The organism is Colwellia sp. C2M11, assembly GCF_018860915.1.
Lineage (GTDB): Bacteria > Pseudomonadota > Gammaproteobacteria > Enterobacterales > Alteromonadaceae > Colwellia.
In genome coordinates, this window is sequence record NZ_JAHKQD010000053.1 from 171131 (window position 1) to 195034 (window position 23904).

21 protein-coding genes, 1 tRNA gene and 1 pseudogene are annotated in these 23904 nt (G+C 35.5%); 16 read left to right on the plus strand and 7 right to left on the minus strand.

Annotation, left to right across the window (positions count from 1 at the left end; genetic code table 11):
- Positions 1-72 precede the first annotated feature (72 nt).
- Entirely contained in the window at positions 73-1131 is a 1059-nt protein-coding gene (gene queA / locus KO509_RS16915) for a tRNA preQ1(34) S-adenosylmethionine ribosyltransferase-isomerase QueA (RefSeq protein ID WP_215974432.1), read from the minus strand.
- A gap of 246 nt (positions 1132-1377) precedes the next feature.
- On the opposite strand from queA, the gene aceK reads away from it, so the two are divergent.
- The 6 genes from aceK (at position 1378) to argS (ending at position 8486) form a co-directional block, all read left to right on the plus strand.
- Entirely contained in the window at positions 1378-3129 is a 1752-nt protein-coding gene (aceK, locus tag KO509_RS16920; RefSeq protein WP_215974433.1) for a bifunctional isocitrate dehydrogenase kinase/phosphatase, read from the plus strand.
- A 289-nt stretch (positions 3130-3418) separates the two neighbouring features.
- Positions 3419-3495 (plus strand) — tRNA-Trp (locus KO509_RS16925).
- A gap of 312 nt (positions 3496-3807) precedes the next feature.
- Positions 3808-4209 (plus strand): DNA polymerase III subunit psi, encoded by a 402-nt coding sequence (locus KO509_RS16930; RefSeq protein WP_215974434.1) that lies wholly within the window; start codon positions 3808-3810, stop codon positions 4207-4209.
- Between the two features lie 93 nt (positions 4210-4302).
- On the plus strand, positions 4303-4761 hold the full coding sequence (rimI, locus tag KO509_RS16935; protein ID WP_252727678.1) for a ribosomal protein S18-alanine N-acetyltransferase: 459 nt from the start codon (positions 4303-4305) through the stop codon (positions 4759-4761).
- Between the two features lie 199 nt (positions 4762-4960).
- The gene (gene prfC / locus KO509_RS16940) at positions 4961-6550 is read left to right on the plus strand and encodes a peptide chain release factor 3 (protein WP_215974464.1); all 1590 of its coding nucleotides are present in this window, start codon (positions 4961-4963) and stop codon (positions 6548-6550) included.
- A 175-nt stretch (positions 6551-6725) separates the two neighbouring features.
- On the plus strand, positions 6726-8486 hold the full coding sequence (gene argS, locus KO509_RS16945) for an arginine--tRNA ligase (RefSeq protein WP_215974435.1): 1761 nt from the start codon (positions 6726-6728) through the stop codon (positions 8484-8486).
- A gap of 113 nt (positions 8487-8599) precedes the next feature.
- Here the strand turns inward: argS and KO509_RS16950 are convergent, their stop codons facing one another.
- Both KO509_RS16950 and KO509_RS16955 read right to left on the minus strand, forming a co-directional pair.
- Complete coding sequence (locus tag KO509_RS16950) at positions 8600-8857, minus strand: hypothetical protein (protein WP_252727680.1); 258 nt, start codon at positions 8855-8857, stop codon at positions 8600-8602.
- A 26-nt stretch (positions 8858-8883) separates the two neighbouring features.
- Complete coding sequence (locus KO509_RS16955) at positions 8884-9219, minus strand: ribonuclease E inhibitor RraB (protein WP_215974436.1); 336 nt, start codon at positions 9217-9219, stop codon at positions 8884-8886.
- Positions 9220-9323: 104 nt separating this feature from the next.
- Between KO509_RS16955 and KO509_RS16960 the strand changes: the two genes are divergently transcribed.
- Positions 9324-10226, plus strand: a complete 903-nt coding sequence (locus tag KO509_RS16960; RefSeq protein WP_215974437.1) for an RNA pseudouridine synthase — start codon at positions 9324-9326, stop codon at positions 10224-10226.
- Between the two features lie 216 nt (positions 10227-10442).
- On the opposite strand, the gene KO509_RS16965 is transcribed toward KO509_RS16960, so the two are convergent.
- The 3 genes from KO509_RS16965 to KO509_RS16975 form a co-directional block, all read right to left on the minus strand.
- Positions 10443-11042, minus strand: coding sequence for a DUF2238 domain-containing protein (locus tag KO509_RS16965; protein WP_215974466.1), 600 nt, complete (start codon positions 11040-11042; stop codon positions 10443-10445).
- Positions 11043-11122: 80 nt separating this feature from the next.
- On the minus strand, positions 11123-12031 hold the full coding sequence (dapA, locus tag KO509_RS16970; protein ID WP_215974438.1) for a 4-hydroxy-tetrahydrodipicolinate synthase: 909 nt from the start codon (positions 12029-12031) through the stop codon (positions 11123-11125).
- A 31-nt stretch (positions 12032-12062) separates the two neighbouring features.
- Complete coding sequence (locus KO509_RS16975; RefSeq protein WP_252727682.1) at positions 12063-12455, minus strand: hypothetical protein; 393 nt, start codon at positions 12453-12455, stop codon at positions 12063-12065.
- A gap of 254 nt (positions 12456-12709) precedes the next feature.
- Between KO509_RS16975 and KO509_RS16980 the strand changes: the two genes are divergently transcribed.
- From KO509_RS16980 to KO509_RS16995, 4 genes are all read left to right on the plus strand, one after another.
- Positions 12710-14002 (plus strand): CinA family nicotinamide mononucleotide deamidase-related protein, encoded by a 1293-nt coding sequence (locus tag KO509_RS16980; protein ID WP_215974439.1) that lies wholly within the window; start codon positions 12710-12712, stop codon positions 14000-14002.
- A 189-nt stretch (positions 14003-14191) separates the two neighbouring features.
- The gene (locus KO509_RS16985; protein ID WP_215974440.1) at positions 14192-14518 is read left to right on the plus strand and encodes a hypothetical protein; all 327 of its coding nucleotides are present in this window, start codon (positions 14192-14194) and stop codon (positions 14516-14518) included.
- Positions 14519-14625: 107 nt separating this feature from the next.
- A complete protein-coding gene (locus tag KO509_RS16990) occupies positions 14626-16314 on the plus strand; it encodes a FapA family protein (protein ID WP_215974441.1) in 1689 nt (562 codons plus the stop codon).
- A 7-nt stretch (positions 16315-16321) separates the two neighbouring features.
- Entirely contained in the window at positions 16322-17101 is a 780-nt protein-coding gene (locus tag KO509_RS16995) for a DUF2884 family protein (protein WP_215974442.1), read from the plus strand.
- Positions 17102-17166: 65 nt separating this feature from the next.
- Here KO509_RS16995 and KO509_RS17000 read toward each other — a convergent pair whose 3' ends face one another.
- Entirely contained in the window at positions 17167-18828 is a 1662-nt protein-coding gene (locus tag KO509_RS17000; protein WP_215974443.1) for an electron transfer flavoprotein-ubiquinone oxidoreductase, read from the minus strand.
- Positions 18829-19197: 369 nt separating this feature from the next.
- Between KO509_RS17000 and KO509_RS17005 the strand changes: the two genes are divergently transcribed.
- The 5 genes and pseudogenes from KO509_RS17005 to KO509_RS18140 form a co-directional block, all read left to right on the plus strand.
- Positions 19198-19950 (plus strand): electron transfer flavoprotein subunit beta/FixA family protein, encoded by a 753-nt coding sequence (locus KO509_RS17005; RefSeq protein ID WP_215974444.1) that lies wholly within the window; start codon positions 19198-19200, stop codon positions 19948-19950.
- Positions 19947-20873, plus strand: coding sequence for an FAD-binding protein (locus KO509_RS17010; RefSeq protein ID WP_215974445.1), 927 nt, complete (start codon positions 19947-19949; stop codon positions 20871-20873). Before KO509_RS17005 ends, KO509_RS17010 begins: the two co-directional genes overlap by 4 nt.
- Before the next feature lie 249 nt (positions 20874-21122).
- Complete coding sequence (locus tag KO509_RS17015; RefSeq protein ID WP_303495271.1) at positions 21123-21461, plus strand: stress response translation initiation inhibitor YciH; 339 nt, start codon at positions 21123-21125, stop codon at positions 21459-21461.
- Between the two features lie 335 nt (positions 21462-21796).
- Positions 21797-23149, plus strand: coding sequence for an NADP-specific glutamate dehydrogenase (gdhA, locus tag KO509_RS17020; RefSeq protein WP_215974447.1), 1353 nt, complete (start codon positions 21797-21799; stop codon positions 23147-23149).
- A gap of 458 nt (positions 23150-23607) precedes the next feature.
- Positions 23608-23727 (plus strand): annotated as a pseudogene (locus KO509_RS18140) (IS630 family transposase); the annotation flags it as partial.
- Positions 23728-23904 lie beyond the last annotated feature (177 nt).

Genomic DNA, 23904 nt, shown 5'->3' on the forward strand with positions numbered 1-23904 from the left:
TGATGGTTCTTATTCAAAGTGTCTACCTTGTACGGCTAAACATTAATTATTGTTCCGTTAGTGATAGTGTTGTTAACTATTTTTAGCAAGTTCTTGTTTTGTAAGAAACATAGCATCACCATAACTAAAGAAACGGTATTTTTCACTAATCGCATGTTGATATGCATTCATAATATGATCATAACCTGCAAAAGCGCTCACTAGCATTAATAAAGTTGATTCAGATAAATGAAAATTAGTTAATAATGCATCAACTAACTGAAATTCATACCCAGGTGTAATGAAAATATCAGTATCACCATAAAAAGCCGTTAACTCAGTTCCTTTTTCTTGTGCTGATTTTGCCGCACTTTCTAATGAACGCACAGAGGTCGTACCAACAGCAACAACTCTGCCACCAGCAGCTTTAGTTTTATTTATTTGACTAACAACTTCATCTGGCACTTCAACATATTCGGCATGCATAATGTGGTCTGCAATTTCATCAACTTTTACTGGCTGGAATGTGCCTGCGCCTACATGCAAAGTAACAAACGCAAGTTCAACACCTTTAGCTTTAATTTGCTCAAGTAAGGCATCGTCGAAATGTAACCCTGCGGTCGGTGCAGCTACAGCACCAGGCTTTTCATTGTATACAGTTTGATAGCGTTCACGATCACTATTTTCATCTGGTCTATCTATGTATGGCGGTAACGGCATATGGCCAATATCATCCAAAATAGAAAGTATTGATTTATCACCTTTAAATTTCAGCTCAAATAAAGCACCATGGCGAGCAACCATCGTTGCTTCCGCCTTTCCTTCAAGTATAAGCTCAGCACCTATTTTAGGTGATTTACTCGCACGTATATGCGCCAATACTGTACTTTTATCAATGAGTCTTTCAACCAAAACTTCAATCTTACCACCACTGGCTTTTTGTCCAAACATGCGTGCTGGAATAACGCGGGTATTATTAAACACTAATAAATCACCTGCGGTTAATTGTGCCAATATGTCTTTAAAACCAAGATCAGCGATTGCGCCACTATTGCCGTTAAGCGTCATTAAACGACTTCCTGTGCGTTCTGCCATAGGAAAACGAGCAATTAACTCGGAGGGTAAATCAAAAGAAAAGTCAGATACACGCATAGTAAATAGTTAAGAAAACCTTGCTGAAAATAAAGAGAAATATGAAGCGCGTAATTTTAGAGATCCCCGCCTTTGATAGCAAGTTAAATAATGTTTTTCCCTTTACAAATGCTAGTTTAAGCTCTGTTACATTAATACATATCAATATAACTATGAATTATGTTGAATATTTTACTAAAAGAGTCTGTTTAATTACTTATTTTCGAGTATGCTTTTATTATCTTTTCTCAATATTTGTGCCTGATTATGACTAACCTTGCTTCTACAATAGCGAAACATATAATTAACGGATTTGACCGACATATACACCTGTTTATTGAAATTACGAAATCAGCACAACAACGTTTTCAGCAGTGTCAATGGGCAGAAATTCAAAAGGCTGCGAAAGCAAGAACTACTTTTTATGAACAACGAGTAGAAGAGTCTTTTAATACACTTAAAAAAGATTTTTCAATTACGTCGCTTGATGACGAACTATGGTTACAAGTTAAAAAAGAATATATCGACTTATTAGCTGTTCATAACCAACCGGAACTTGCTGAAACATTTTATAATTCAGTATTTTGCCGTTTATTTGAACGTAAGTATTATCACAATGATTATATTTTTGTAGAGAGTACCGCTCATCGTTTAGATGATAGACCAACCCCTAAAATTTACACTAGTTACAAACCAGCTGAAAAAGGTTTAAATCAAACCATTTGCGATATTATGAACGCGCACAAAAGCACAGTGCCTTTTGTTGATCTTGAGGGTGATGTAGAAGTATTAATTCGTGCCTTTCGCCGCAAAGCACACAAAACACTTGCGAAGGTTAAAGATTTACAATTTGATATTTTAAACTTCACTTTTTACCGCAATAAAGGTGCTTACTTAATTGGTAGAGTTTTATCACCTGCCGGTGAAACACCTTTTATTGTTGCTGTTTTAAATAATGAAAAAGGCGGTTTGTACATTGATGCGTTACTAACTAAAAGTGAAGATATGGCGGTAGTATTCGGTTTTGCTCGTGCTTACTTTTTTGTTGATTGTATACATCCTTATGCATTAGTAAATTTCTTAAAGAGTTTAATTCCACATAAAACAAAAGCTGACTTATATTCTGCTATTGGTTTTCATAAAGAAGGAAAAACACAATTTTACCGAGATTTTTTAAATCATCTTGATAACAGTGATGATAAGTTAACCTTAGCGCCTGGCATAAAAGGCATGGTGATGTCGGTATTCACGTTGCCGTCATACCCTTATGTTTTTAAAATAATTAAAGATAAATTTTCCCCAAGTAAGAATATGACTCGCGCTGATGTAAAAGGAAAGTACCGTTTAGTTAAACTTCATGATCGCGTAGGACGTATGGCGGATACCATGGAATATTCCGAAGTTGCCTTTCCTAAAGATCGATTTAACGATGAATTATTAGAAGAACTTCACAAAGTTGCTCCCTCCCTAATTCGCTATGAGGATGATTTACTGATTATTGAGCATTTATATATAGAACGCCGAATGGTGCCGCTAAACCTTTATTTAGCAAAAGCGAATGATGAAGAGTTAGAGGAAGCACTCTACGGTTATGGTCAAGCCATTAAGCAACTTATTTCGGCTAATATATTCCCTGGTGATATGTTGCTAAAAAACTTTGGCGTGACTCGACATAATCGTGTGATATTTTATGATTATGATGAAATTACCTATATGAATGAAGTTAACTTCAGAGTAAAACCTGTTGCGGTTACTGAAGAGCAAATATATGCCGCTGAACCTTGGTATTCTGTTGCACCTGGCGATATGTTCCCTGAAGAAATAGCAACATTTGCCTTGGCAAACCCTAAATACCTGAAAGCATTTAAAATTCACCATGAAGATTTACTAACGGCAAGTTACTGGCAAGAGTGTCAGAAAAATGTAGCAAAAGGTCTTTATGTTGATGTTTATCCTTATCCCGATAAATTCAGGTTTTGTGAAATGAGAAAGTCGATGAACAAGCAACCTGTGACTTAAATAGAAAATGAAACTCGCTCCTAAGCTAAATGTTCTACTTAACATTTAGCTTATTATTTTCTTTAATTAGCTATTTTCAAGCTCATTAACAAACTAATGAGCCAAATTCAGGTTTTCACTTAAACTGCTGTCACTCAATTTAGCGACTAAGGTTATTCCAAATGAATCATAGTTAGTCGTAAATACAACAAATTATGGCGGTTAAATAACCGAACAGACAAATAATTCAATTTTATAACAATTTATTCTTTACCTTTTGCTGTTCATCAGTATAATTCAAATCCGTTGCAGGGGTGTAGTTCCAATTGGTAGAACAGCGGTCTCCAAAACCGATGGTTGGGAGTTCGAGTCTCTCCACCCCTGCCATATTCTTAAGGCCTAGAATTTATTCTAGGCCTTTTTCGTTTCTTCTTCTTTATTTTTTATTGCTTAGGGTAAACATTCGAAGAATCTCCCCTCACAATCAATATTCTTTGATTAGACCTTATTTATAGCAATCACCCTGCACAATTTTCAGACCATATAGTTTAAGGTTGGCTATTCTTTAGTAAAGTTTACTTTTTAGTTTTTACTAATTCTGGCATCATGTGCCCTAGTATCATTTTCAAATTGATACTTTCTAACTTATACGTTCTAATTTATACAGATAGAACTAAAGCCTTTTTATGAGTACCTTTTATGGCTATTAACCAAAGACAATTCGAGCAACTTACTGAAATGGGCATTAGCTTGTGGCAGCATAAGATTGTGGCAGGTAACCATAACTCATCAAATAAAGATAACGGAAAGGCGGCAATAGATTATCTAGCACAAACAGAAATGACATTATCTGATTTATTAACTAAACAAGTTTTTATCGATATATTACAATCTGTCGATATCTCTATTGGTGAAGTTAGTTATAAAAAAAATCACCTCGACTTAGGCTTATTTAATTGGTATTTCAATTCAACAGAGAATAATGAAATAGCCATTTATTGTGATAACAATAATTTATTTAGCCCAAGTATTGCAAAGATCAGTCAATCTCCAACATTAAAAAAACAATTATGGCAAACCATTACCCAAAAACTACTTTGAACCACTAATAATAAAAACTAAGACTTCAAAAGAGTACTTAACGTTATTAACTGAAAATAAGCAGTACTAAATTAAGAGCCAACGATTAAAACCATGAGTAATTTATTGAAATATACCCCGATAACAACTGACGATATATCTCAGTTAATGCCGATAGAAAATACTTGTCATTCTCACCCATGGACTGAAAAAACTTTTTCAAGTTGTATTGGTGGACGATACTTTGGTGAAAAGCTTGCGGAGACAACAGAAAAAATCATTGGCTTTTATGTTGGTGAATTTGTAGTTGATGAAGCAACTTTAATGGATATATGTGTTGATCCAACAGAGCAAAGTAAAGGCTATGGCAAAAAACTATTACATCACTTTATTGAGCAAGCAAAAGCAAAAGGTGCTATTAAAATTTGGTTAGAAGTACGAGCAAAAAATATAAGTGCGCAAATGCTATATATGAATGCTGGCTTTATCGAGATAAGCCGTCGAACTGGTTATTATCCAAGTAGTAAAGGCTTTGGCTATGAAGACGCTATTGTTATGTCGCTTAAGCTCTAGCTATACAGTTATGCCATATAAGAAAATTATTTAGCATTACCTAACACAAAAATAAGTTAATCTGCACAAAAATAAAAAGTCGCTTAATGCGGCTTTTTTTTTTGTGCTATAATGCGCCAAATTTTTTTTCAATTATGATTATCCTTAAAATATAAGGGTTTTCATGTTGAGTACCTTTGTGTTTACCAAGGCAGTATTAATGACAACCGACACTTTACAGGCAGCAGCGGTAAATATCCGCAGAACCTTTGCTATTATTTCGCATCCTGATGCGGGTAAAACGACTATAACTGAAAAAGTACTTTTATTTGGTCAAGCCCTACAAAAAGCCGGTACGGTAAAAGGCAAGAAATCAGGTCAACATGCAAAATCTGATTGGATGGAAATGGAAAAAGATCGTGGTATTTCAATTACTACTTCAGTAATGCAATTTCCTTACAATAATTGTTTAGTTAACTTGCTTGATACGCCAGGTCATGAAGATTTTTCTGAAGATACTTACCGTACTTTAACAGCGGTTGATTCATGTTTGATGGTTATTGATGTAGCTAAAGGTGTTGAAGCACGTACCATTAAATTAATGGAAGTTACTCGTTTACGCGATACACCTATTATTACTTTCATGAACAAAATGGATCGCGATGTACGTGATCCAATGGAAGTGATGGATGAAGTGGAAGATGTACTAAAAATTAAATGTGCTCCTATCACCTGGCCAATAGGTATGGGTAAAGAGTTTAAAGGTGTTTATAACTTAATCACTAACGAAACTTTTTTATATCAGTCTGGCTTAGGTCATATGATTCAAGATGTTCGCATTATTAAAGGTTTAGACAACCCAGAGCTTGATGCAGCTGTTGGTAGTTATGCAGAAGATTTACGAGATGAATTAGAACTTGTGCAAGGTGCATCACACGAGTTTAATTTAGAAGAATTTTTAAAAGGTGAATTAACACCGGTATTTTTTGGTACAGCTTTAGGTAACTTTGGCGTTGACCATATGCTTGAAGGCTTAACAAAATGGGCACCTAAGCCACTTCCTCGTGAAACAAATGTTCGTACTGTTCATGCGGAAGAAGAAAAATTTTCTGGCTTTGTATTTAAAATTCAAGCCAATATGGACCCTAAACATCGTGACCGTATTGCTTTCATGCGTATTTGTTCAGGCAAATATGAAAAAGGCATGAAAATGAAACAAGTTCGCTTAGGTAAAGATGTTAAAATTGCTGACGCGGTAACCTTTATGGCAGGCGATCGTTCAAATGTTGAAGAGGCTTACGCCGGCGATATTATTGGGCTACATAACCACGGTAGCATTCAAATTGGCGATAGTTTTACTGCTGGTGAAGATATGAAGTTTAGTGGTATTCCTAACTTTGCACCTGAAATGTTCCGTCGTATTCGTTTACGTGATCCGCTTAAAGCCAAACAATTACAAAAAGGCTTAATTCAGTTATCTGAAGAAGGTGCCGTTCAAGTATTTAGACCATTTATTAACAACGACATGATTGTTGGCGCTGTTGGTGTTCTTCAGTTTGAAGTGGTTGTGCAACGCTTAAGAACTGAATATAAGGTTGATGCGATTTATGAACCAATTAGCGTAGCAACAGCACGTTGGTGTACTTGTGATGATGAACGTACTCTAGAGCAGTTTAAGAAGAAAGCGGGGGATAACTTAGCATTAGATGGAGGTGATAACTTAACGTATATTGCACCAACGATGGTTAATTTGTCTCTAGCGCAAGAGCGTCATCCAGAAATAGCGTTCCATTCAACCCGTGAACACTAATTTTGCTTCCTAAATAAATTTTTTGCGGTATTGTCGGCGTAATTTTATCTAGTCACATAGGAGCCTATGCTCCCTGATAAAATTGCTTAACGGCTTTACTAAAATCCAATTTAGTTTGCAAAATACGTGAACTACTATTGGCAAACGAATAAAATAAACGAAAAGATTAAACAATATGAATATTAAACAAATACTTGCCGAAAAAGTTAGTGCCGCTATGGTTGCTGCTGGTTTACCTGAAGACACTAACCCCGCTATTAGTTTGTCAAACCGTCCACAATTTGGTGACTATCAAGCCAATGGTGTGATGGGTGCAGCGAAAAAACTTAAAACTAATCCACGTGAATTAGCGACTAACGTTGTTGAGCAATTAGATTTATCTGGTATCGCAAGCAAAGTTGAACTGGCAGGCCCAGGCTTTATTAATATTCATTTAGATGAAGCTTGGTTAACAGTTCAACTAAACCAAGTCGCTAAAGATGACTTTACCGGCGTGACACAACGTGGTGTTAACGCTAATGATGACGCGAAAACAGTGGTTGTTGATTACTCCGCACCTAACCTAGCTAAAGAAATGCATGTTGGTCATTTACGTTCAACTATTATTGGTGACGCAGTTGTACGTGCTTTAGAATTTCGTGGTGACAAGGTTATTCGCCAAAACCACATGGGTGATTGGGGCACGCAATTTGGCATGTTAATCGCTCATTTAAGCGATAAACTGGCAGGTAATGAAGTTGCTGAAACAGCACTTGCTGATTTAGAAAATTTTTATCGCGAAGCAAAAATTCGCTTTGACAACGAGGAAGGCTTTGCCGATAGAGCTCGTGCTGACGTAGTTAAATTACAAAGTGGTGATGAAGCCTGTGCTAAATTATGGCAACAGTTTATTGATATTTCTATTACCCACAGTGAAGAGATTTACGAAAAGCTTAATGTCTCATTAAAACGTTCTGACATTATGGGTGAAAGTGCTTATAACGATGACTTATCTACCGTTATCGATGAGTTAATGGCAAAAAAAATTGCTGTTGAAGATCAAGGCGCTAAAGTTGTTTTCATTGATGAAATGGCAAATAAAGACGGTGAGCCATCAGTATTTATAGTACAGAAGTCTGGTGGTGGCTTCTTGTATGCAACTACCGATTTATCAGCCTGTCGTTACCGTAGCGGTAAGTTAGCTGCTGATCGTATCATCATATTTACGGATGCTCGCCAAGCACTGCATTTTAAACAAGTTGAAATTGTTGCTCGTAAAGCTGGCTTCTTACCTGAAAATGTCGGCTATCAGCATTGTCCGTTTGGTATGATGATGGGGGATGATGGAAAACCATTTAAAACACGTACCGGTGGCACAATTAAGCTAGCTGAATTACTTGATGAAGCGGTTGTTCGTGCAAGCGCTTTAATTAAAGAGAAAAACCCTGAAATTAGCGACGATGATTTAGCGCTAATCTCTAAGAAAGTAGGTATAGGCGCTGTTAAATTTGCTGACTTATCTAAAAACCGTACCAGTGATTACATCTTCAACTGGAAAACTATGTTGAGCTTTGAAGGTGCAACAGCACCTTATTTACAATATGCTTACTCACGAATTCAAAGTATTTTTTCTAAAGCGGGTATTAAGCCTAGTACATTAAAAAATGATGTAACGATTAATATTATTGAGCCACAAGAAAAGGCGCTTGCCTTAAAGATATTACAACTTGAAGACACGATTGATGCAGTAATTAGTGAATGTACACCGAACTTATTATGTAATTACCTTTACGAATTAGCTAGCCTGTATATGACTTTTTATGAAGCCTGCCCTATTCTTAAAGAAGACATTAGTGATGACGTAAAAACATCACGTTTAGCATTATGCCAAGTAGTTTCAGATACATTAAAACAAGGCTTAGACATTCTAGGTATTGAAGTAATGGACCGTATGTAAAAGTCAATTTTTACAAGTAAAGCCTATCTTACAAGTAAAAACCATGAGATTCCGTTGTTCACCGAATACGGAGTCTCATGAATTGACTATGCCAGTTAACTATTTAGCATTAGCTAAGCAAAATCTAACTGCAGATCAGTACAGCCTTTTTTACAACGAATACCAGGAATAATACTACTGTCAGTAGTGAGTTTTTCCTGCTTACTCTTATCTGACTTAGCTTGCTTTGGAGTAGAAAGTAGCAGTGGTTGCTGACATTCAGGGCAAATAACAGTTTGTCCTGCCATAACTTTTTTCATCATTTGTTTTTGTTTGGCAAATGAGTCTTTACTCGCTTTTTGTAATGCTGCAAACTTTTCAATATCTATCATTATTCTTTCTTCTTTTATATGAAAAGCTAAACACAGTAAAAGCCATCAAACTTGCCGTTTAAAGGCGCACAACTCGCTTCTAATAACTCTTGATAAGCACTAATATTCTCATGACTTAACGGCATTTCTGGGTAAGCTGTTATTTCCCAAGGATAGGCTTCATCATCTTCAAAAGGTGTAAAAGATAACTTTTGATTATTCTCAAGTAATAATTGACCAAATTGTAACGCTAACGTCTGCGATGGAAATAATACTGAGAATTCGACTTCTCTTGGAACTTCTAGATCACCACCACTTTGCTCAAGCTCCCACAGGAAATTACCAATATTGTCTTGGGGGAAAAGGCTTAAATCACGACTCATATTACACTCTTTAACATCTATATAAACGTCTATCTTACCTGATAACGTTTAGCGCGTAAAAGTGTTAAACTAAGCTTTATATCTTTTCCACCTTTTTAACATCTATGACTCTTATCTTCGAACACCATATAACATTTGACCCAACACTTAATGATATAAGTAATACCGCTTTAGCTGTACTCTGCGCCAGCTTGAAAGAAACAGAGTATGCCCTTAGCACAAGTCAAATTAAGCAAGCGATCAGTAAAGGTGCTTTATGGCTAACGCGCGGTAAACACACGCAACGGTTAAGACGTGTAAAAAAAGCGCTATTACCTACAGATAAGTTACACTTCTACTATAATGAAGCCGTACTTGCCAGTGAGGTAACTGATGCAAGGCTAATTAGTGATGAGGGTAAATATAGCGTGTGGTACAAACCTTTTGGCATGTTGTCGCAAGGCTCTAAGTGGAGTGACCATTGTACTATTGCGAGGTTTGCTCAACAACATTTAACACCTGAACGACCTGTTTTCATTGTTCATCGTTTAGATAAAGCCGCCACGGGATTAATACTCATTGCACACAGTAAAAAAGCGGCAAGAGCATTAACTAATATGTTTGAAAGTCGTTCTACTACCGGTAATTTACTCGCCAAAAATTACCAAATTATTGTACACGGCAACCATAGCACTAACCCGCAGCCACAAATTATATCTAGCGAAGTAGACGAGAAAGCCGCTCGCAGCATTTTTACTTGCTTAGCTTATGATAGAACTCATGATCAGTCGCTTATTAGTGTCAAAATAGATACAGGGAGAAAACATCAAATACGTATTCATGCCGCCAGTATTGGCTTTCCTGTTGTAGGTGATAGATTACATGGTATTGCGAATAGTGATTCAACAAAGAACTTGCAACTATGTGCGGTAAGTTTATCTTTTATTTGTCCATTTTCTACTGAACAAGGGCAACCAATTCAAAAGAAATTTGAGATTCCTGATGCGCTTAAACTGAGTTTTGTTTAAGGTAGCATCCTGAGCTATTCAACCACACGGATGGGATTCCGTATCAAGACACCTACGGAATGACGGCGATTTGTCGCCATTCCGAACTTGATTCAGAATCTCTCATTTTATTCAACCACACCCTTGGAATTCCTCATTAAGATACCTACGGAGTGAAAGAAATGGTGACACACGCAATGAGAAAATAGCCACCAAAGGAATGATACCGGTAGTGACCTACGAGATGGCTGAATTCAATTGCTTATCGTGATACTTAGCAAGGAAAACTATCGCACAAATGGCACCTACTAATGCTATAGCCATATCTGATTGTGTATCCCAAATATAACCTTGCGTACCTAAGAATGCTTCAGCATTTTCTCCGCTTAAAATAGCAACCCACCACTCGATTAACTCATAAAAGGCACTAAATGCTAAGCAGATAGAGATTATAAAAGTATTAAGCCACGTTTTACCATTCACCACCTGTTTCCGGATTAATATCTCACGGGCAAGAATTGCTGGTACAAATCCCTGTGCAAAGTGCCCTACTTTGTCGTAGTTATTACGATCTAAATTAAAAATATCTTTAATCGTGTCAAATAATGGCACTTCTGCATAAGTATAGTGACCACCAATCATCAAAATAACACAATGCAGTAATATTAAAACATAAAGTAAAGGTGTTAACCGAAAAGAGTAGTAGGTGAATAATAATATTACCGCACCTATCACCGCTGGTAGCACTTCAAGAAACCAAGTAAGGTAATCTTTAGGGGCAATAGCTGACCACAGCAGTGTTGCTAGGTATATAAAAGCCCATAAGTATTTATTCATTGTCTGCCATTCTTTTTCACTACTCACTTTTCGCTTTGTAATTTTAAGTTTTTAGTCTTTTGATGTTAATGTTGACAAAACTAAATACAATATTTAAAAGCATCATCATCAAGTAATGATAAAGATTCACCGACAAGGTCACTCGTATTAAGTGCCGCTAATAAATCTAACCCTTCTTGTCTTTGCTCTTTTGTTAAGGCTTTATAAGGTAAACGAAAATTAGTTGATACCGCACCAGTCATCATTAATGCAGTATTAATGGCAATAGGGTTAGGTTCACAGAAAAGCCATTTTATTAAGCTTTGTAAACGACTATTCAATTCAGTACTTTCTTTATCCATCAATTGGCGCATTAAGCCAGGAATAATATTAGACGCAACAGAAATTGTACCGTGTGAGCCATGTTGATGTCGTGCAGTATGACACTCATCATCATTGCCAGACCAACAAGCAATACCTTGTTTTTCGTAATGAGCAATACGTTCGTTGCCACCACATTCTTTCACACCAATAAAGTTTTTATGTTTTGCTAATACTTCAATCATATCAGGCGTTATATCTTGACCTGTGCGCCCTGCTACATTATAAATAAATGTAGGACCAATATCTAAGGTATGAGTAAAATGCTCAAGCACACCCGCAATGGATGTGCGACCATAATAAGGGTTTATTTGTAATGTAGCGTCCATACCTGCAGCAAAACCATGTTTTGTTGCTTTAATAGCTTCACTTGTATTATTACTGCCCGTATTACCAATAATTAATAGTTTATCACCAAATTCATGGACACTGTGGGCAATTAATATTAAGTGCTCTTCCCAACTAAGTAAATGTCCTTCACCTGTTGTACCGCCAACTACAATACCGTCTACACCTGCCTCTATTTGTTTTTTAACAAGGGTGTCATAAGTATTTAAATCAATTTCACCTTCGCTTGTATAAGGTGTTTTTATTGCAGTAATTAAACTGGCTGCTTTGAACTTATTCATTATTTTCCTAGCTTTTAAATTGATAGATAAACTAACAATGACCAATATTGTCAGTAACTTTTCGCATTATAAAAGTTTCATTTGTCTCAACATGCTGATATTCGAAAACGTGATGATTTAACTGTAATACCTTATAAGCATGGTAATTATTACCATCATTTAGATCAGCAGCATAAAGGAGTTCATCTACAATTTCATCTTTAGTAATTGTAAAGTGAATATCGCCTACTAAGCCCCAATCACCTAATTCTGTTACTTGCTCAACAATTTTTTCTGCTGCACCAACTGTGACTTGCAAGGTTATAAAGGTAAATTCAAAACTGCCATCAGCATTTATTTGAGCATACTCTATAATTTTTTTATTAGGCGTTTGAGTATCTTCACGAAACCAACGCCCACATAATAACTCTCTTTCATATTTCACTATAAGTTGCTCACTGAAAAGAAAAGCAAAAACCACTTTCTTATTATACGAATTAGAAATTAATATATATACCTAAATTAAGCATTATCCAAACAAAATAATTTTTACCTTCCTTCATCTTACTTAACACTAAATGTATTAATGTTTTAAAAATTACATACCTTCGAATGAATTTTATAAAGATTTAGATGTAACTCGTTTTAAAAAGGTTTAGATTATATAAAATTTTTTTTATTGAAATGAGATTAAAGCCGATGAAGAAACCAAATGTGCAATTGTTATTAACGGGGAATGAATTAATGGCTGGTGATATTGTTGACAGCAATTCAGCTATGATCGCACAGCAATTAAAAGAGCTAGGATTAGAAATAACAAGAAAAGTGACCATAGCTGACGATTTAGCATTATTGATCAATGAAATAAATTTACTGGCAGAGCAAAGTGATATTTTAATTATTAATGGCGGCTTAGGTCCAACAATAGATGACTTAACAGCATTAGCATTAGCCAAAGCAACAGATGTTGAACTAGCCGAACATCCACAAGCATTAGACCACTTAACTCATTGGTGTAAACGAAGAGGTGCAACGTTAAATGCGCCTAACTTAAAGCAAACGATACTTCCTAAAGACTGCGGTATTATTCCTAATAAAAACGGTAGTGCAGTTGGTTTCAAAGTAAATCATTTACATTGTGATATTTACTGTACTCCAGGCGTTCCTAATGAGTTAAAGACCATGTTAGTAGAAGAAATAGCACCAGATATCGCTAAAGGACTACCGAATGCTCTCATTTCAGATGTTACTCGTTTGCAAGTATTTGGTTTAGGTGAATCTGTTTTACAAAAAATGGTAGATGAGCAACTACCCGATTGGCCTGATAATATTGATTTAGGTTTTCGAGCTGGCATGCCATTATTAGAGATAAAATTAACTACCACTAATCAAGAGGCTCATCAACAAAAACACTTATGGGAAGCAAAACTAATAAAGGTTTTAGGTGATCACCTAATTGCACGTATTGATACGAAACCTTTATCTATGGCAGACCATGTACTGTCAAAAATAGCCGATGAAAATTTAAAAATAACTACAGCAGAGTCATGCACTGGCGGATTAATTGCTAGCATGATAACGCAAGTACCTGGCTCTTCTGCACTGTTTGAAGCTGGCTTTGTCACTTATAGTAATAGTATGAAAAGCAAGTTATTAGGTGTACCTGAGCAGTTATTAGTTGAACATGGCGCTGTTAGCGAAGAAGTTGTTATTGCGATGGCACAAGGTGCTTTAGAAAGATCATCAGCTGATTTAGCGATAGCGGTATCCGGTATTGCTGGACCTGAAGGAGGTAGTGAAGAAAAACCAGTTGGTACTGTATGTATAGCTTGGGGAAATAAAAATAATTTAAAATCTATTTGTTTATTAATGCCTTTATCAAGGCATTATTTCCAAAAGTATGTTGCGGCTATTGGCTTAGATTTAATTAGAAGAGAGTTGATTAAGAGCCAGGAAACGCCATTATATATTACCGAACGTAAAAGAAAATAAAATACTATACGCCTGTTTTTTATGCACCCATAACCAATGTAAAGACAAAAATTTATATATTTACATTTATATATTTAGATAAACAAACAGTTACGTTATTATGCTAACTGTTTAAACAATTAATTAAAAATAGCTAATTAAGCAATAGCTAGCTGAGCAATAATGCTGTTTTATATGTAGGAGTCAATTTTGGCTGAAAAAAACTTTATTACCAGTGGTCGAAACACCATAATTCACAAAATAAAAAAGTTTGATCTATTAATTATTAATGGAGATCATCCCATTGTAATAGTTAGTCATAGAGGTATTGGAATTTATAAAGGATTGATTCCAGAAAAACGCTCTATAGCCAAAAAAGCTTATCAAGAGATTGTTCATGTTGAATCAAGCGAAATATTTAGTGAAGTAAAAACGCTATTATTTATACAGGCTCTGGATGGACGAGAGTATAAGGTCGATTATAGCAAAACGAACACAAATAGTTTTATTAAAATTCATCAAGATAATTATATATAGTCTTTCCATATAGCGTTTAATAATATGAATTAGAAAACTAATTTAGCTAAACCATTTAAGTCATTAGGTTAGGTTGATTTATTAATAATAATATCGGAGTATTTCTTATGACCCAATTCAGTTTAATTGCTAATGACAAAAATAATGTTGATTTAATATTAAAGCCAATTAAAGACGGCGATCAGGTTACAGAAACCACAATTCTAGAGCTAATTGAGCAGTCTGAATACAGCCGATTACATATCAACATTGCAAATATTAAAAATGCGATTTCTGAATTAAATGATGTGCTAAAACCATTACAAAGTGGTAAGTTTGGTCGAGAAATAACCTACCAAGTGTTAGAGCGAATTGATGCAACCATCTCAGTATCGATCGACAGTGATCAAATGGCTGCCAGTGCTGAAATAACAACAGCACAAGGTGGTAAAAATTTATCTGCAAAAGCTATTCTAGAAGCAGCTCAAGCAAGTGGTGTAAACAAAGGGTTTAGTAAAGAACAACTTGTTAAGCTTGCTCAATTAGCCGCAAAAGAAAAGCCATTAAGCTTAGTGAGTTTACAAATAGCAACAGGTAAACAAGCAATAAAAGGTAAAGACGCTGTAATAAAGCCACTTGTTGAAAGTGCCCAATCTCGTATTTTACGCCCCAAACAAAGAAATGATGGTAGCGTTGATATGCGAGACCTAGGTGACATCATTTGTGTCAAAGTTGGTGAGCCTCTCGCAGAAAAAATCCCTCATACTCTTGGAGAAAATGGCTACACAGTAACCGCAGCTCCCTTAATTGCAGAACCAGGAAATGATATAACTCTAGTCGCAGGTGATGGTACAGAAATAAGTTCAACCAACAAAAATATACTTGTTTCCCAAAGGGTAGGATTACCCAAAATGATCCCAAATGGCATGGAAGTAGATGAAGTCTACAGGGTTAAAAATGTTACTGTAGGGTCTGGTAATATTAACTTTACCGGTGGTGTGATTATTGAAGGTGATGTCAACGAAGGTATGAAAGTAATTGCTAGTGGTGATATTACCGTAGGTGGTTGTGTCGAGTCTGCTATGATTGAGTCAGGTGGTGATGTTACCATCTCTGGCGGTATTATTGGTCATAAGCACGATGTTGAAGCCACTAAGATTACCGATGTAAAAATGAGCGTTAGTGTAAACTCAAAAGGTAACTTATATGCAAAGTATTGCCAATACGCACAGATTAGTTGTAGTAAAGATATCCGCATTGAAAAGCAATTACTCCATAGTTTAATTAATGTTAATGGTAATTTAAAAGTTGGCTCAGAAGACCATGCTAACGGCGTACTCATTGGTGGTTATATTAAAGCAGGTAAAAATGTTAGCGCTGGTTCTATAGGGGCTACAGCTGGAAATAATACTATTATAAGCTTCGAAAATATTATTAATAAACTCAATGACAAAATGCAAGATATCGAATCACGACTACAGTTTGAAAATGACAAAACAACCGAACTAAAAACAGCCAGCGACAAACTAAAACAACTCCCTAAAAGTCCAGCTAACACGGAGATGTTATCTAAAGTTATTTCAACATACCAATTCCATGCTAAACGTATGGGTGAAATTCTATTTGAAAAAGAAGAACATGAGAATATCGTACAAGCCTATATGGAAAGTGTTTCTATTGAAGCGACAGATAAGTTATATCATGGTGTGCAATTTATTTTAGGTGATATTAACGATAGAACTCGAAAAGAATATGGTCCAAGTAAAATGAATTACAAAGATCGAAAAATTCACATAGATCCCATTGTTAATACGTAAAAATATTATGACAAAACTATATATTTTATTAATATGCACCAGCTTATTTAGTTTTAATAGCGCTGCTAAGCAGTGTAGTGTAAATTTTAATTATGGCGTAATCATTGACCCTAATCATATTCGGATCATTGACCGTAGCAGAACGATTGTACAAATTAATGATGAAAAACAACTTTTTGTTGAAGGGCGAGAAATAGCACTAACGAATGAACAAGTAGCGTTAATTCAAAAGTTTTCTCTCGGAATACGCGCTCAAGTACCAGAAATAGTTTCTATTGCGATAGAAGGTGTTGATATTGGTTTAAAAGCTGTAAATAAAGCGATTGCTAGCTTAACAGGTGAAAATAGCGCTTCTCAACAAAAAATCCAAGCAAGATTTGATGAACTAAAATGGAGAGTTCGTACTCGCTTTAATCAAAGTGCTAATAACTACTATATAGCACCACAAGATTTTGCCGACTTTGATGACATCTTTACTGGCGAATTTGAACAAGAAATTGAAGAAATAATTTCTGATTCAATCGGTACAATATTATTAGCTGTAGGTGAAGCTATGATAAGTGATAATTCTGACGATAATGGTAGTGAACAGCGTCTTTCTACATTCGACAATAGAATGGATACCATGGGAAAAGATTTAGAATTAGAAATAAGTGCTGGTGCAACTGCTTTAAAGAACAAAGCTGAACAATTTTGTTTTAAATTAACTGAATTAGCTGAAATTGAGAAAAAAATTCATCACTCAATCCACCCCCTTAAAAACTTCAATTTAATAGAAATAAATTAGCATTAAGCTAAAAACAAAAAGTTGCGAACTTTGTCGCAACTTTTTGTTATCCATCATGCATAATACTACATATTAGGATAATTTGGACCACCGGTTCCTTCAGGTGTTACCCAAGTAATATTTTGGCTTGGATCTTTGATATCACAAGTTTTACAGTGAATACAGTTTTGAGCATTAATAACAAACTTATCACCCTCCTCTGTTTTTTCCACCTCATAAACACCTGCAGGACAGTAACGCTGTGCAGGTTCATTAAACTTAGCCAAATTAACTGCGATTGGAATATTATTATCAGCAAGCTTTAAGTGACAAGGTTGCTCTTCTTCATGATTGGTATTTGATAAAAATACCGATGAAAGTTTATCAAAGCTTAATTTGTTATCTGGTTTAGGATAATTAATAACAACTACTTGTGAAGCTAATTTAAGTTGATCGTAATCTAGACTGTCATCTTTAAAGTTAAATGGTAGCTTACCGCCAAAAATGTTTTGATCTATTGTGTTATACACGCCACCAAGCATTGTACCAAACTTATGCATTGCAGGGCCGAAATTACGCGTATTATATAATTCCTCATATAACCAAGAATCTTTAAACTTATCAGTATATAAGGTTATATCTTGCTTACCTTCTTCACTAATACTGTCATTAACAATAAGGGTTTCTATAATTGCTTCTGCGGCTAACATACCCGATTTCATCGCAGTATGATTACCTTTGATTTTAGCAAAATTAATTGTGCCAGCATCACAACCGACTAACAGAGCACCAGGCATAGTCATTTTAGGTAAAGAATTGAACCCGCCTTTCGCCATCGCACGTGCACCATAAGAAACACGTTTACCGCCCTCAAGGTACTGACTAATTTTAGGATGGTGTTTATAACGTTGAAATTCATCAAATGGACTTAAGTGAGGATTGCTATAATTTAAATCAACAATTAATCCAACAAAAACTTGATTGTTCTCCGCATGATACAAATAACCACCACCCGTAGTATCTTTGTCTAATGGCCAACCAGCAGTATGAACAACTAAACCTTCTTGATGTTTTTCAGGATCAATATCCCAAATTTCTTTAAACCCTAAACCATAGTGCTGAGGAGAAACATCAGTATCTAAGCCAAATTTAGCGATTAATTCTTTCCCTAAATGTCCGCGACAGCCTTCAGCAAAAACCGTATATTTTGCACGAAGCTCCATCCCAGGCATAAAAGAATCTTTTTCATTCCCTTGAGCATCTAAGCCCATATCACCTGTAATAATACCGCCAACACTACCGTCGTCATTATAAATAACACTTTGCGCAGGGAAACCTGGAAATATTTCTACACCTAATTGTTCAGCTTGCTCTGCTAGCCAACGACATACATTTCCCATACTAACAATATAGTTTCCATCATTATGCATTGTTTTAGGGACTGAAAACCCGGGTAGCTTAATACCATTACTGTCACTATTTAATAAATAAATATCATCGCCAGTCACTTTAGTTGTTAAAGGAGCACCTTTATCTTGCCAATCAGGAAATAGTTCATTTAAAGCTTTTGGTTCAAACACTGCACCTGAAAGAATATGTGCGCCAACTTCAGAGCCTTTCTCCACTACACACACCATTAGTTCTTGTTGCTTCTCTTGTGCTAATTGCATTAAACGACATGCAGTAGACAAGCCAGCTGGGCCTGCGCCAACAATTACTACGTCAAAATCCATCGATTCACGTTCCATGGTATCTCCCAATATTATTTTATTTATAAAAATTCAAACAGTTGTTTGATATTAAAACAGGTGTTTGATATTATCTTATTAACAGTTGCCAAGCAAGGCGGTATTTTCTTAGAAAAACCTTTACTGTAGTTAAATTAGCCTTTTCTACTATACTACAAATTGGTTAGCTGTTTAAAAAACTATAATCACTTCAGAGGTTAAAGATAGTGTATCCTACTTTGAAAGTTTTAACTAAGATTACGTTGACGTTTACGTCAAGCAATAGTAATCTTTTTACAAATGACAATTACGATATAACTTAGTCTTTTACTAAATTAATTTTCATGCAGAATTAATTACTATACTGAATAAAAAAAACCAGAGGCAACGATGAAAATATTAGTTCCAATAAAACGTGTAATTGATTATAACGTCAAGGTTCGTGTAAAACCTGATAACTCCAATGTTGATCTTGCTAATGTAAAAATGGCAATCAACCCATTTTGTGAAATAGCAGTAGAAGAAGCTGTTCGTTTAAAAGAAGCTGGTGTTGCAACAGAAGTTATAGCCGTTTCTGTTGGCAATAAATCTTGTCAAGAACAATTGCGTACCGCATTAGCGTTAGGCGCAGATCGTGCTATTCAAATTGAAACAGATGAAAATTTAGACTCATTAAATATCGCTAAACTTTTACAAAAAATTGTTGAAGAAGAGCAACCTCAATTAGTTATTTTAGGTAAACAAGCAATTGATAGTGATAACAATCAAACTGGTCAAATGTTAGCGGCTCTTACTGGTATGCCACAAGGTACTTTTGCTTCTGAAGTGAAAATTGATGGCGATAAAGTAAATGTTACTCGTGAAATTGACGGTGGTTTACAAACACTAGCACTGAACATGCCCGCTATCGTAACAACTGATTTACGTTTAAATGAGCCTCGTTATGCATCATTACCTAATATTATGAAAGCAAAACGTAAACCATTAGACGTTAAAAACGCCGCTGATTTTGGCATTGATTTATCGCCACGTACTAAGTTACTAAAAGTAACACCACCAGCAGAGCGTCAAGCAGGTATTGTTGTTGAAACTATTGATGAATTAGTAGAAAAATTAAAAAATGAAGCCAAGGTGATCTCATGAGTATTTTAGTATTTGCAGAACACGATAACAGCACATTAAAGGCTGAAACCTTAAAAACAGTTGCCGCCGCTCAAGCGATTGGTGGCGACATTACATTATTAGTAGCTGGTTATAATTGCCAAAGCGTTGTTGATGCTGCGGCTAAAGTTAATGGGGTTAGTAAAGTTTTAGCTGCCGATAATGTAGCTTATGAGCACCAATTGGCAGAAAATGTTAGCTTGTTAGTTACAGAGTTAGCCGCAGACTATGAACACATTATTGCTACTGCATTAACAACAGGCAAAAACTTTATGCCACGAGTAGCGGCATTATTAGATGTAACACAAATTTCAGACATTATTGCAGTAGAAAGTAGTGATACATTTGTTCGACCAATTTATGCAGGCAACGCTATTGCGACAGTACAAAGTTTAGATAGTAAAAAGGTTATCACTGTACGCTCTACAGGCTTCGATGCTGTAGCTACAGACGGTAACGCAGAAGTTGTTGCAATTGATACTGTGACTGACGCAGGTAATTCAAGCCATGTAAGTGATGAGCTAACTAAATCTGAACGTCCAGACTTAGGTGCCGCTAGTATTGTTATATCAGGTGGTCGTGGTATGCAAAATGGCGATAACTTCAAGTTACTTGACGGTATTGCTGATAAGCTTGGTGCAGCAATTGGTGCTTCACGTGCTGCTGTTGACGCCGGTTTTGTACCTAACGACATGCAAGTAGGTCAAACAGGTAAAATTGTTGCTCCTGACTTATATATTGCTGTTGGTATTAGTGGTGCTATTCAACATTTAGCAGGGATGAAAGATTCAAAGATCATTGTAGCGATTAACAAAGATCCTGAAGCTCCTATTTTCCAAGTAGCTGATTACGGTATTGTTGCTGATTTATTTGATGCTTTACCAGAGCTTGAAAGTAAGTTATAAACATTATATTAAATAATGTAAGTCTGCCTTTAAGATTTAACTTGCTATAATAAAACCACTCTTAGTAGTGGTTTTTTTTCATCTACTTCTTTAATTTAATATTTTAATATAGGCTTGATTAAATAAAAAATCAGTCAATTTACTACTCTTATCAATTTGATATCAACTAACTAGGTATTTATTACAATGAAAGAAAAACTTTCAAGCCTTGCAGACCTTGCTTCAGCTTTTGGGAAAGCACCTGTCAATATAGATAATGATCAATCAGATACAGATGAATCATTAGTATACTCCACCAACACTGGCCGTATAAAAGCTAAAAAACAAAACGCCAATGTAATGCCAAGTGATGGCTTTGCCCATGTACGTAGAGAAACCAAAGGCAGAAAAGGTAAAGGTGTAATTGTTATTAGTGGCTTAGGATTAAATAACACAGAGTTAAAATCTCTCGCTAGTAAATTAAAAAAGAGCTGTGGTACAGGTGGTAGTGTTGTCGCTGAAACAATTGAAGTTCAGGGCGATAAAAGAGAGTTAATAAAAGAACTTTTAGAAAAAAATGGCTATAAAGTTAAATTTATTGGTGGGTAGTCAGTAAGAGCTTGTGATATCAATCAAGGTATCTTCGAAATTCACACTTCCTATTTGATTAACTTGATTCACATCTAAGCCCGCCCTACTCAACAAATGTATAAAAACACTAACAGTAATTGTATATTTATTAGGAACAAAACGAGCTAGGATATTGCTTAAAATAGATTTACTTTAAAGATTAATTTTTTGATAATAACAGCAATAAAACGAAACCTTACCATAGTAAAGACGGTATTTTTATTTAGCCACGCCTCAAATATTCCTATCTCTATCCTTTTCTATAAAATAATTGGGTATACCTTTACTGATAAATAATTAAAAGGATAAATTATATGTCATATATTCATGAAACAATTTCTGATTTAAAAAACACAAGTCCAGCGCAGTGTGAATTTTACCAAGCAGTTGAAGAGGTACTAGAGTCATTAGCACCTATCTTGGAAAGTAATAAGTTATATCAGCAACAAGCTATTATTCAGCGTTTAGTTGAGCCAGAAAGACAAATAATGTTTCGTGTTCCGTGGGTAGATGATCAAGGTCAGATACAAGTAAATAAAGGCTACCGTATTGAATTCAATTCAGCTTTAGGTCCATATAAAGGTGGTTTAAGATTCCATCCTAGTGTTAATGCAAGCATTATTAAATTTTTAGGATTTGAACAAATTTTTAAAAACGCTTTAACAGGTTTGCCGATTGGAGGTGGAAAAGGTGGTTCAAACTTTAACCCTAAAGGAAAATCTGATGATGAAATTATGCGTTTTTGCCAATCATTTATGACCGAGCTATATCGACATATAGGGCCAACTACCGATGTTCCAGCGGGCGATATTGGCGTAGGAGCGCGAGAGATTGGCTATATGTTTGGCCAATATAAGAGATTAACTGGCAGATATGAAGGGGTATTAACTGGGAAAAGTTTATTATGGGGTGGATCACTCGTTCGTAAAGAAGCAACAGGATATGGCGTCGTTTATTTTGCTGAGAATATGCTTTCAATTAAAGATGAATCTTTAAAAAGTAAGAAATGTCTAGTTTCAGGCTCTGGTAACGTAGCTATATATGCAATGGAAAAACTTTATCAGTTAGGAGCGACACCTATTACTTGTACCGACTCTACCGGTACTATTTTTCATGAATCTGGTATTGATTTAACGTTAGTGAAACAATTGAAAGAAAAATCCAGAAAAAGTCTAGAAGCTTATTTAACCGAACATAACGATGCTAAATTTATACCAACGTCAGAATATCCTAGTGATGGTCATGCCGTATGGCGTATTAAAGCAGATGCAGCATTCCCTTGTGCGACTCAAAACGAATTAACTCTTGCTGATGCAAAAGCATTGATTGCCAATGGATGCCAGCTTGTCAGCGAAGGGGCAAATATGCCTTCAACACAAGATGCCATAAACACACTCATTGATGCTAAAATTTCTTATGGTCCAGGTAAAGCAGCTAATGCAGGAGGGGTGTCAACAAGCCAATTAGAAATGGCACAAAACGCAAGTATGCAAACCTGGTCATTCGAAGAAGTCGATCAAAAATTACAAATTATTATGAAAAATATTTTTGAAACTGCCCACCAAACAGCAATCGAGTTTGGCCAACCCGGTAATCTGGTATTAGGCGCAAATATAGCTGGTTTTAAACGTGTAGCTGATGCCATGTTAGAGCAAGGTGTTGTTTAGGCTTCTCAACGCTATTTTATAAAGACTGATATTATACAAATTAGATTACATTTAGCATTAACGTAATCTAATTTGTTATGTAACTATTTAAACACTCTATAAAAACTCCTCCTCATTATTCACTCCATCTATACTTAGTAAAACCAAACTAAAAAACGTACAAAAAATACACAAAAAAAATTGGCAATTAATAATTTTTGTCCTATGCTTTAAATGTTGGTAACAACACAAGTAGGAATAACTTGTTATGGAGGCTTGAAGGATTAAGCTAGGTGGCATGAAGCTACTGATGGATGAGCAAAACAGGGATTGTTAATCATGGATGATTTCCCCTGTACTCATCTTTTATCCATAACACTCATAAATATTAAAGTCCAAGTAGCCACACTAACTTTAAAAGCCTACTATTTTCAAAAAGCTGAAAAACTTAATAATATCAAACGGATTAATTAATCGACCAGTTTAACCCAATAGAACAAGTATGGAGTTGATTGCGTCAACATCATTTAGCGAACAAGTATTTTAAGGGATATGATGACATCCTGGGTGCTTGCTCAGATGCATGGAACTCATTCGTTAGTGATGCTAAGCGAGTAACGAAAATGTGTAGTAGAAATTGGATTGAAGTGGGAACAATTTAAGATGGAATTGGTATAATACCAAACGGATTAATTAATCGACCAGTTTAGTCCAATCTCTAGTGCATAAACTTTTTACTCTTTCTATATCCCCTATGAAGTTGTTCCATGCCCTTG

Bases quoted from the DNA above. Each gene is read 5' to 3' on its own strand.
- queA (WP_215974432.1), bottom strand. From the start codon at position 1,131: ATGCGTGTATCTGACTTTTCTTTTGATTTACCCTCCGAGTTAATTGCT.
- aceK (WP_215974433.1), top strand. From the start codon at position 1,378: ATGACTAACCTTGCTTCTACAATAGCGAAACATATAATTAACGGATTT.
- KO509_RS16930 (WP_215974434.1), top strand. From the start codon at position 3,808: ATGGCTATTAACCAAAGACAATTCGAGCAACTTACTGAAATGGGCATT.
- rimI (WP_252727678.1), top strand. From the start codon at position 4,303: ATGAGTAATTTATTGAAATATACCCCGATAACAACTGACGATATATCT.
- prfC (WP_215974464.1), top strand. From the start codon at position 4,961: ATGACAACCGACACTTTACAGGCAGCAGCGGTAAATATCCGCAGAACC.
- argS (WP_215974435.1), top strand. From the start codon at position 6,726: ATGAATATTAAACAAATACTTGCCGAAAAAGTTAGTGCCGCTATGGTT.
- KO509_RS16950 (WP_252727680.1), bottom strand. From the start codon at position 8,857: ATGATAGATATTGAAAAGTTTGCAGCATTACAAAAAGCGAGTAAAGAC.
- KO509_RS16955 (WP_215974436.1), bottom strand. From the start codon at position 9,219: ATGAGTCGTGATTTAAGCCTTTTCCCCCAAGACAATATTGGTAATTTC.
- KO509_RS16960 (WP_215974437.1), top strand. From the start codon at position 9,324: ATGACTCTTATCTTCGAACACCATATAACATTTGACCCAACACTTAAT.
- KO509_RS16965 (WP_215974466.1), bottom strand. From the start codon at position 11,042: ATGAATAAATACTTATGGGCTTTTATATACCTAGCAACACTGCTGTGG.
- dapA (WP_215974438.1), bottom strand. From the start codon at position 12,031: ATGAATAAGTTCAAAGCAGCCAGTTTAATTACTGCAATAAAAACACCT.
- KO509_RS16980 (WP_215974439.1), top strand. From the start codon at position 12,710: ATGAAGAAACCAAATGTGCAATTGTTATTAACGGGGAATGAATTAATG.
- KO509_RS16990 (WP_215974441.1), top strand. From the start codon at position 14,626: ATGACCCAATTCAGTTTAATTGCTAATGACAAAAATAATGTTGATTTA.
- KO509_RS16995 (WP_215974442.1), top strand. From the start codon at position 16,322: ATGACAAAACTATATATTTTATTAATATGCACCAGCTTATTTAGTTTT.
- KO509_RS17000 (WP_215974443.1), bottom strand. From the start codon at position 18,828: ATGGAACGTGAATCGATGGATTTTGACGTAGTAATTGTTGGCGCAGGC.
- KO509_RS17005 (WP_215974444.1), top strand. From the start codon at position 19,198: ATGAAAATATTAGTTCCAATAAAACGTGTAATTGATTATAACGTCAAG.
- KO509_RS17010 (WP_215974445.1), top strand. From the start codon at position 19,947: ATGAGTATTTTAGTATTTGCAGAACACGATAACAGCACATTAAAGGCT.
- gdhA (WP_215974447.1), top strand. From the start codon at position 21,797: ATGTCATATATTCATGAAACAATTTCTGATTTAAAAAACACAAGTCCA.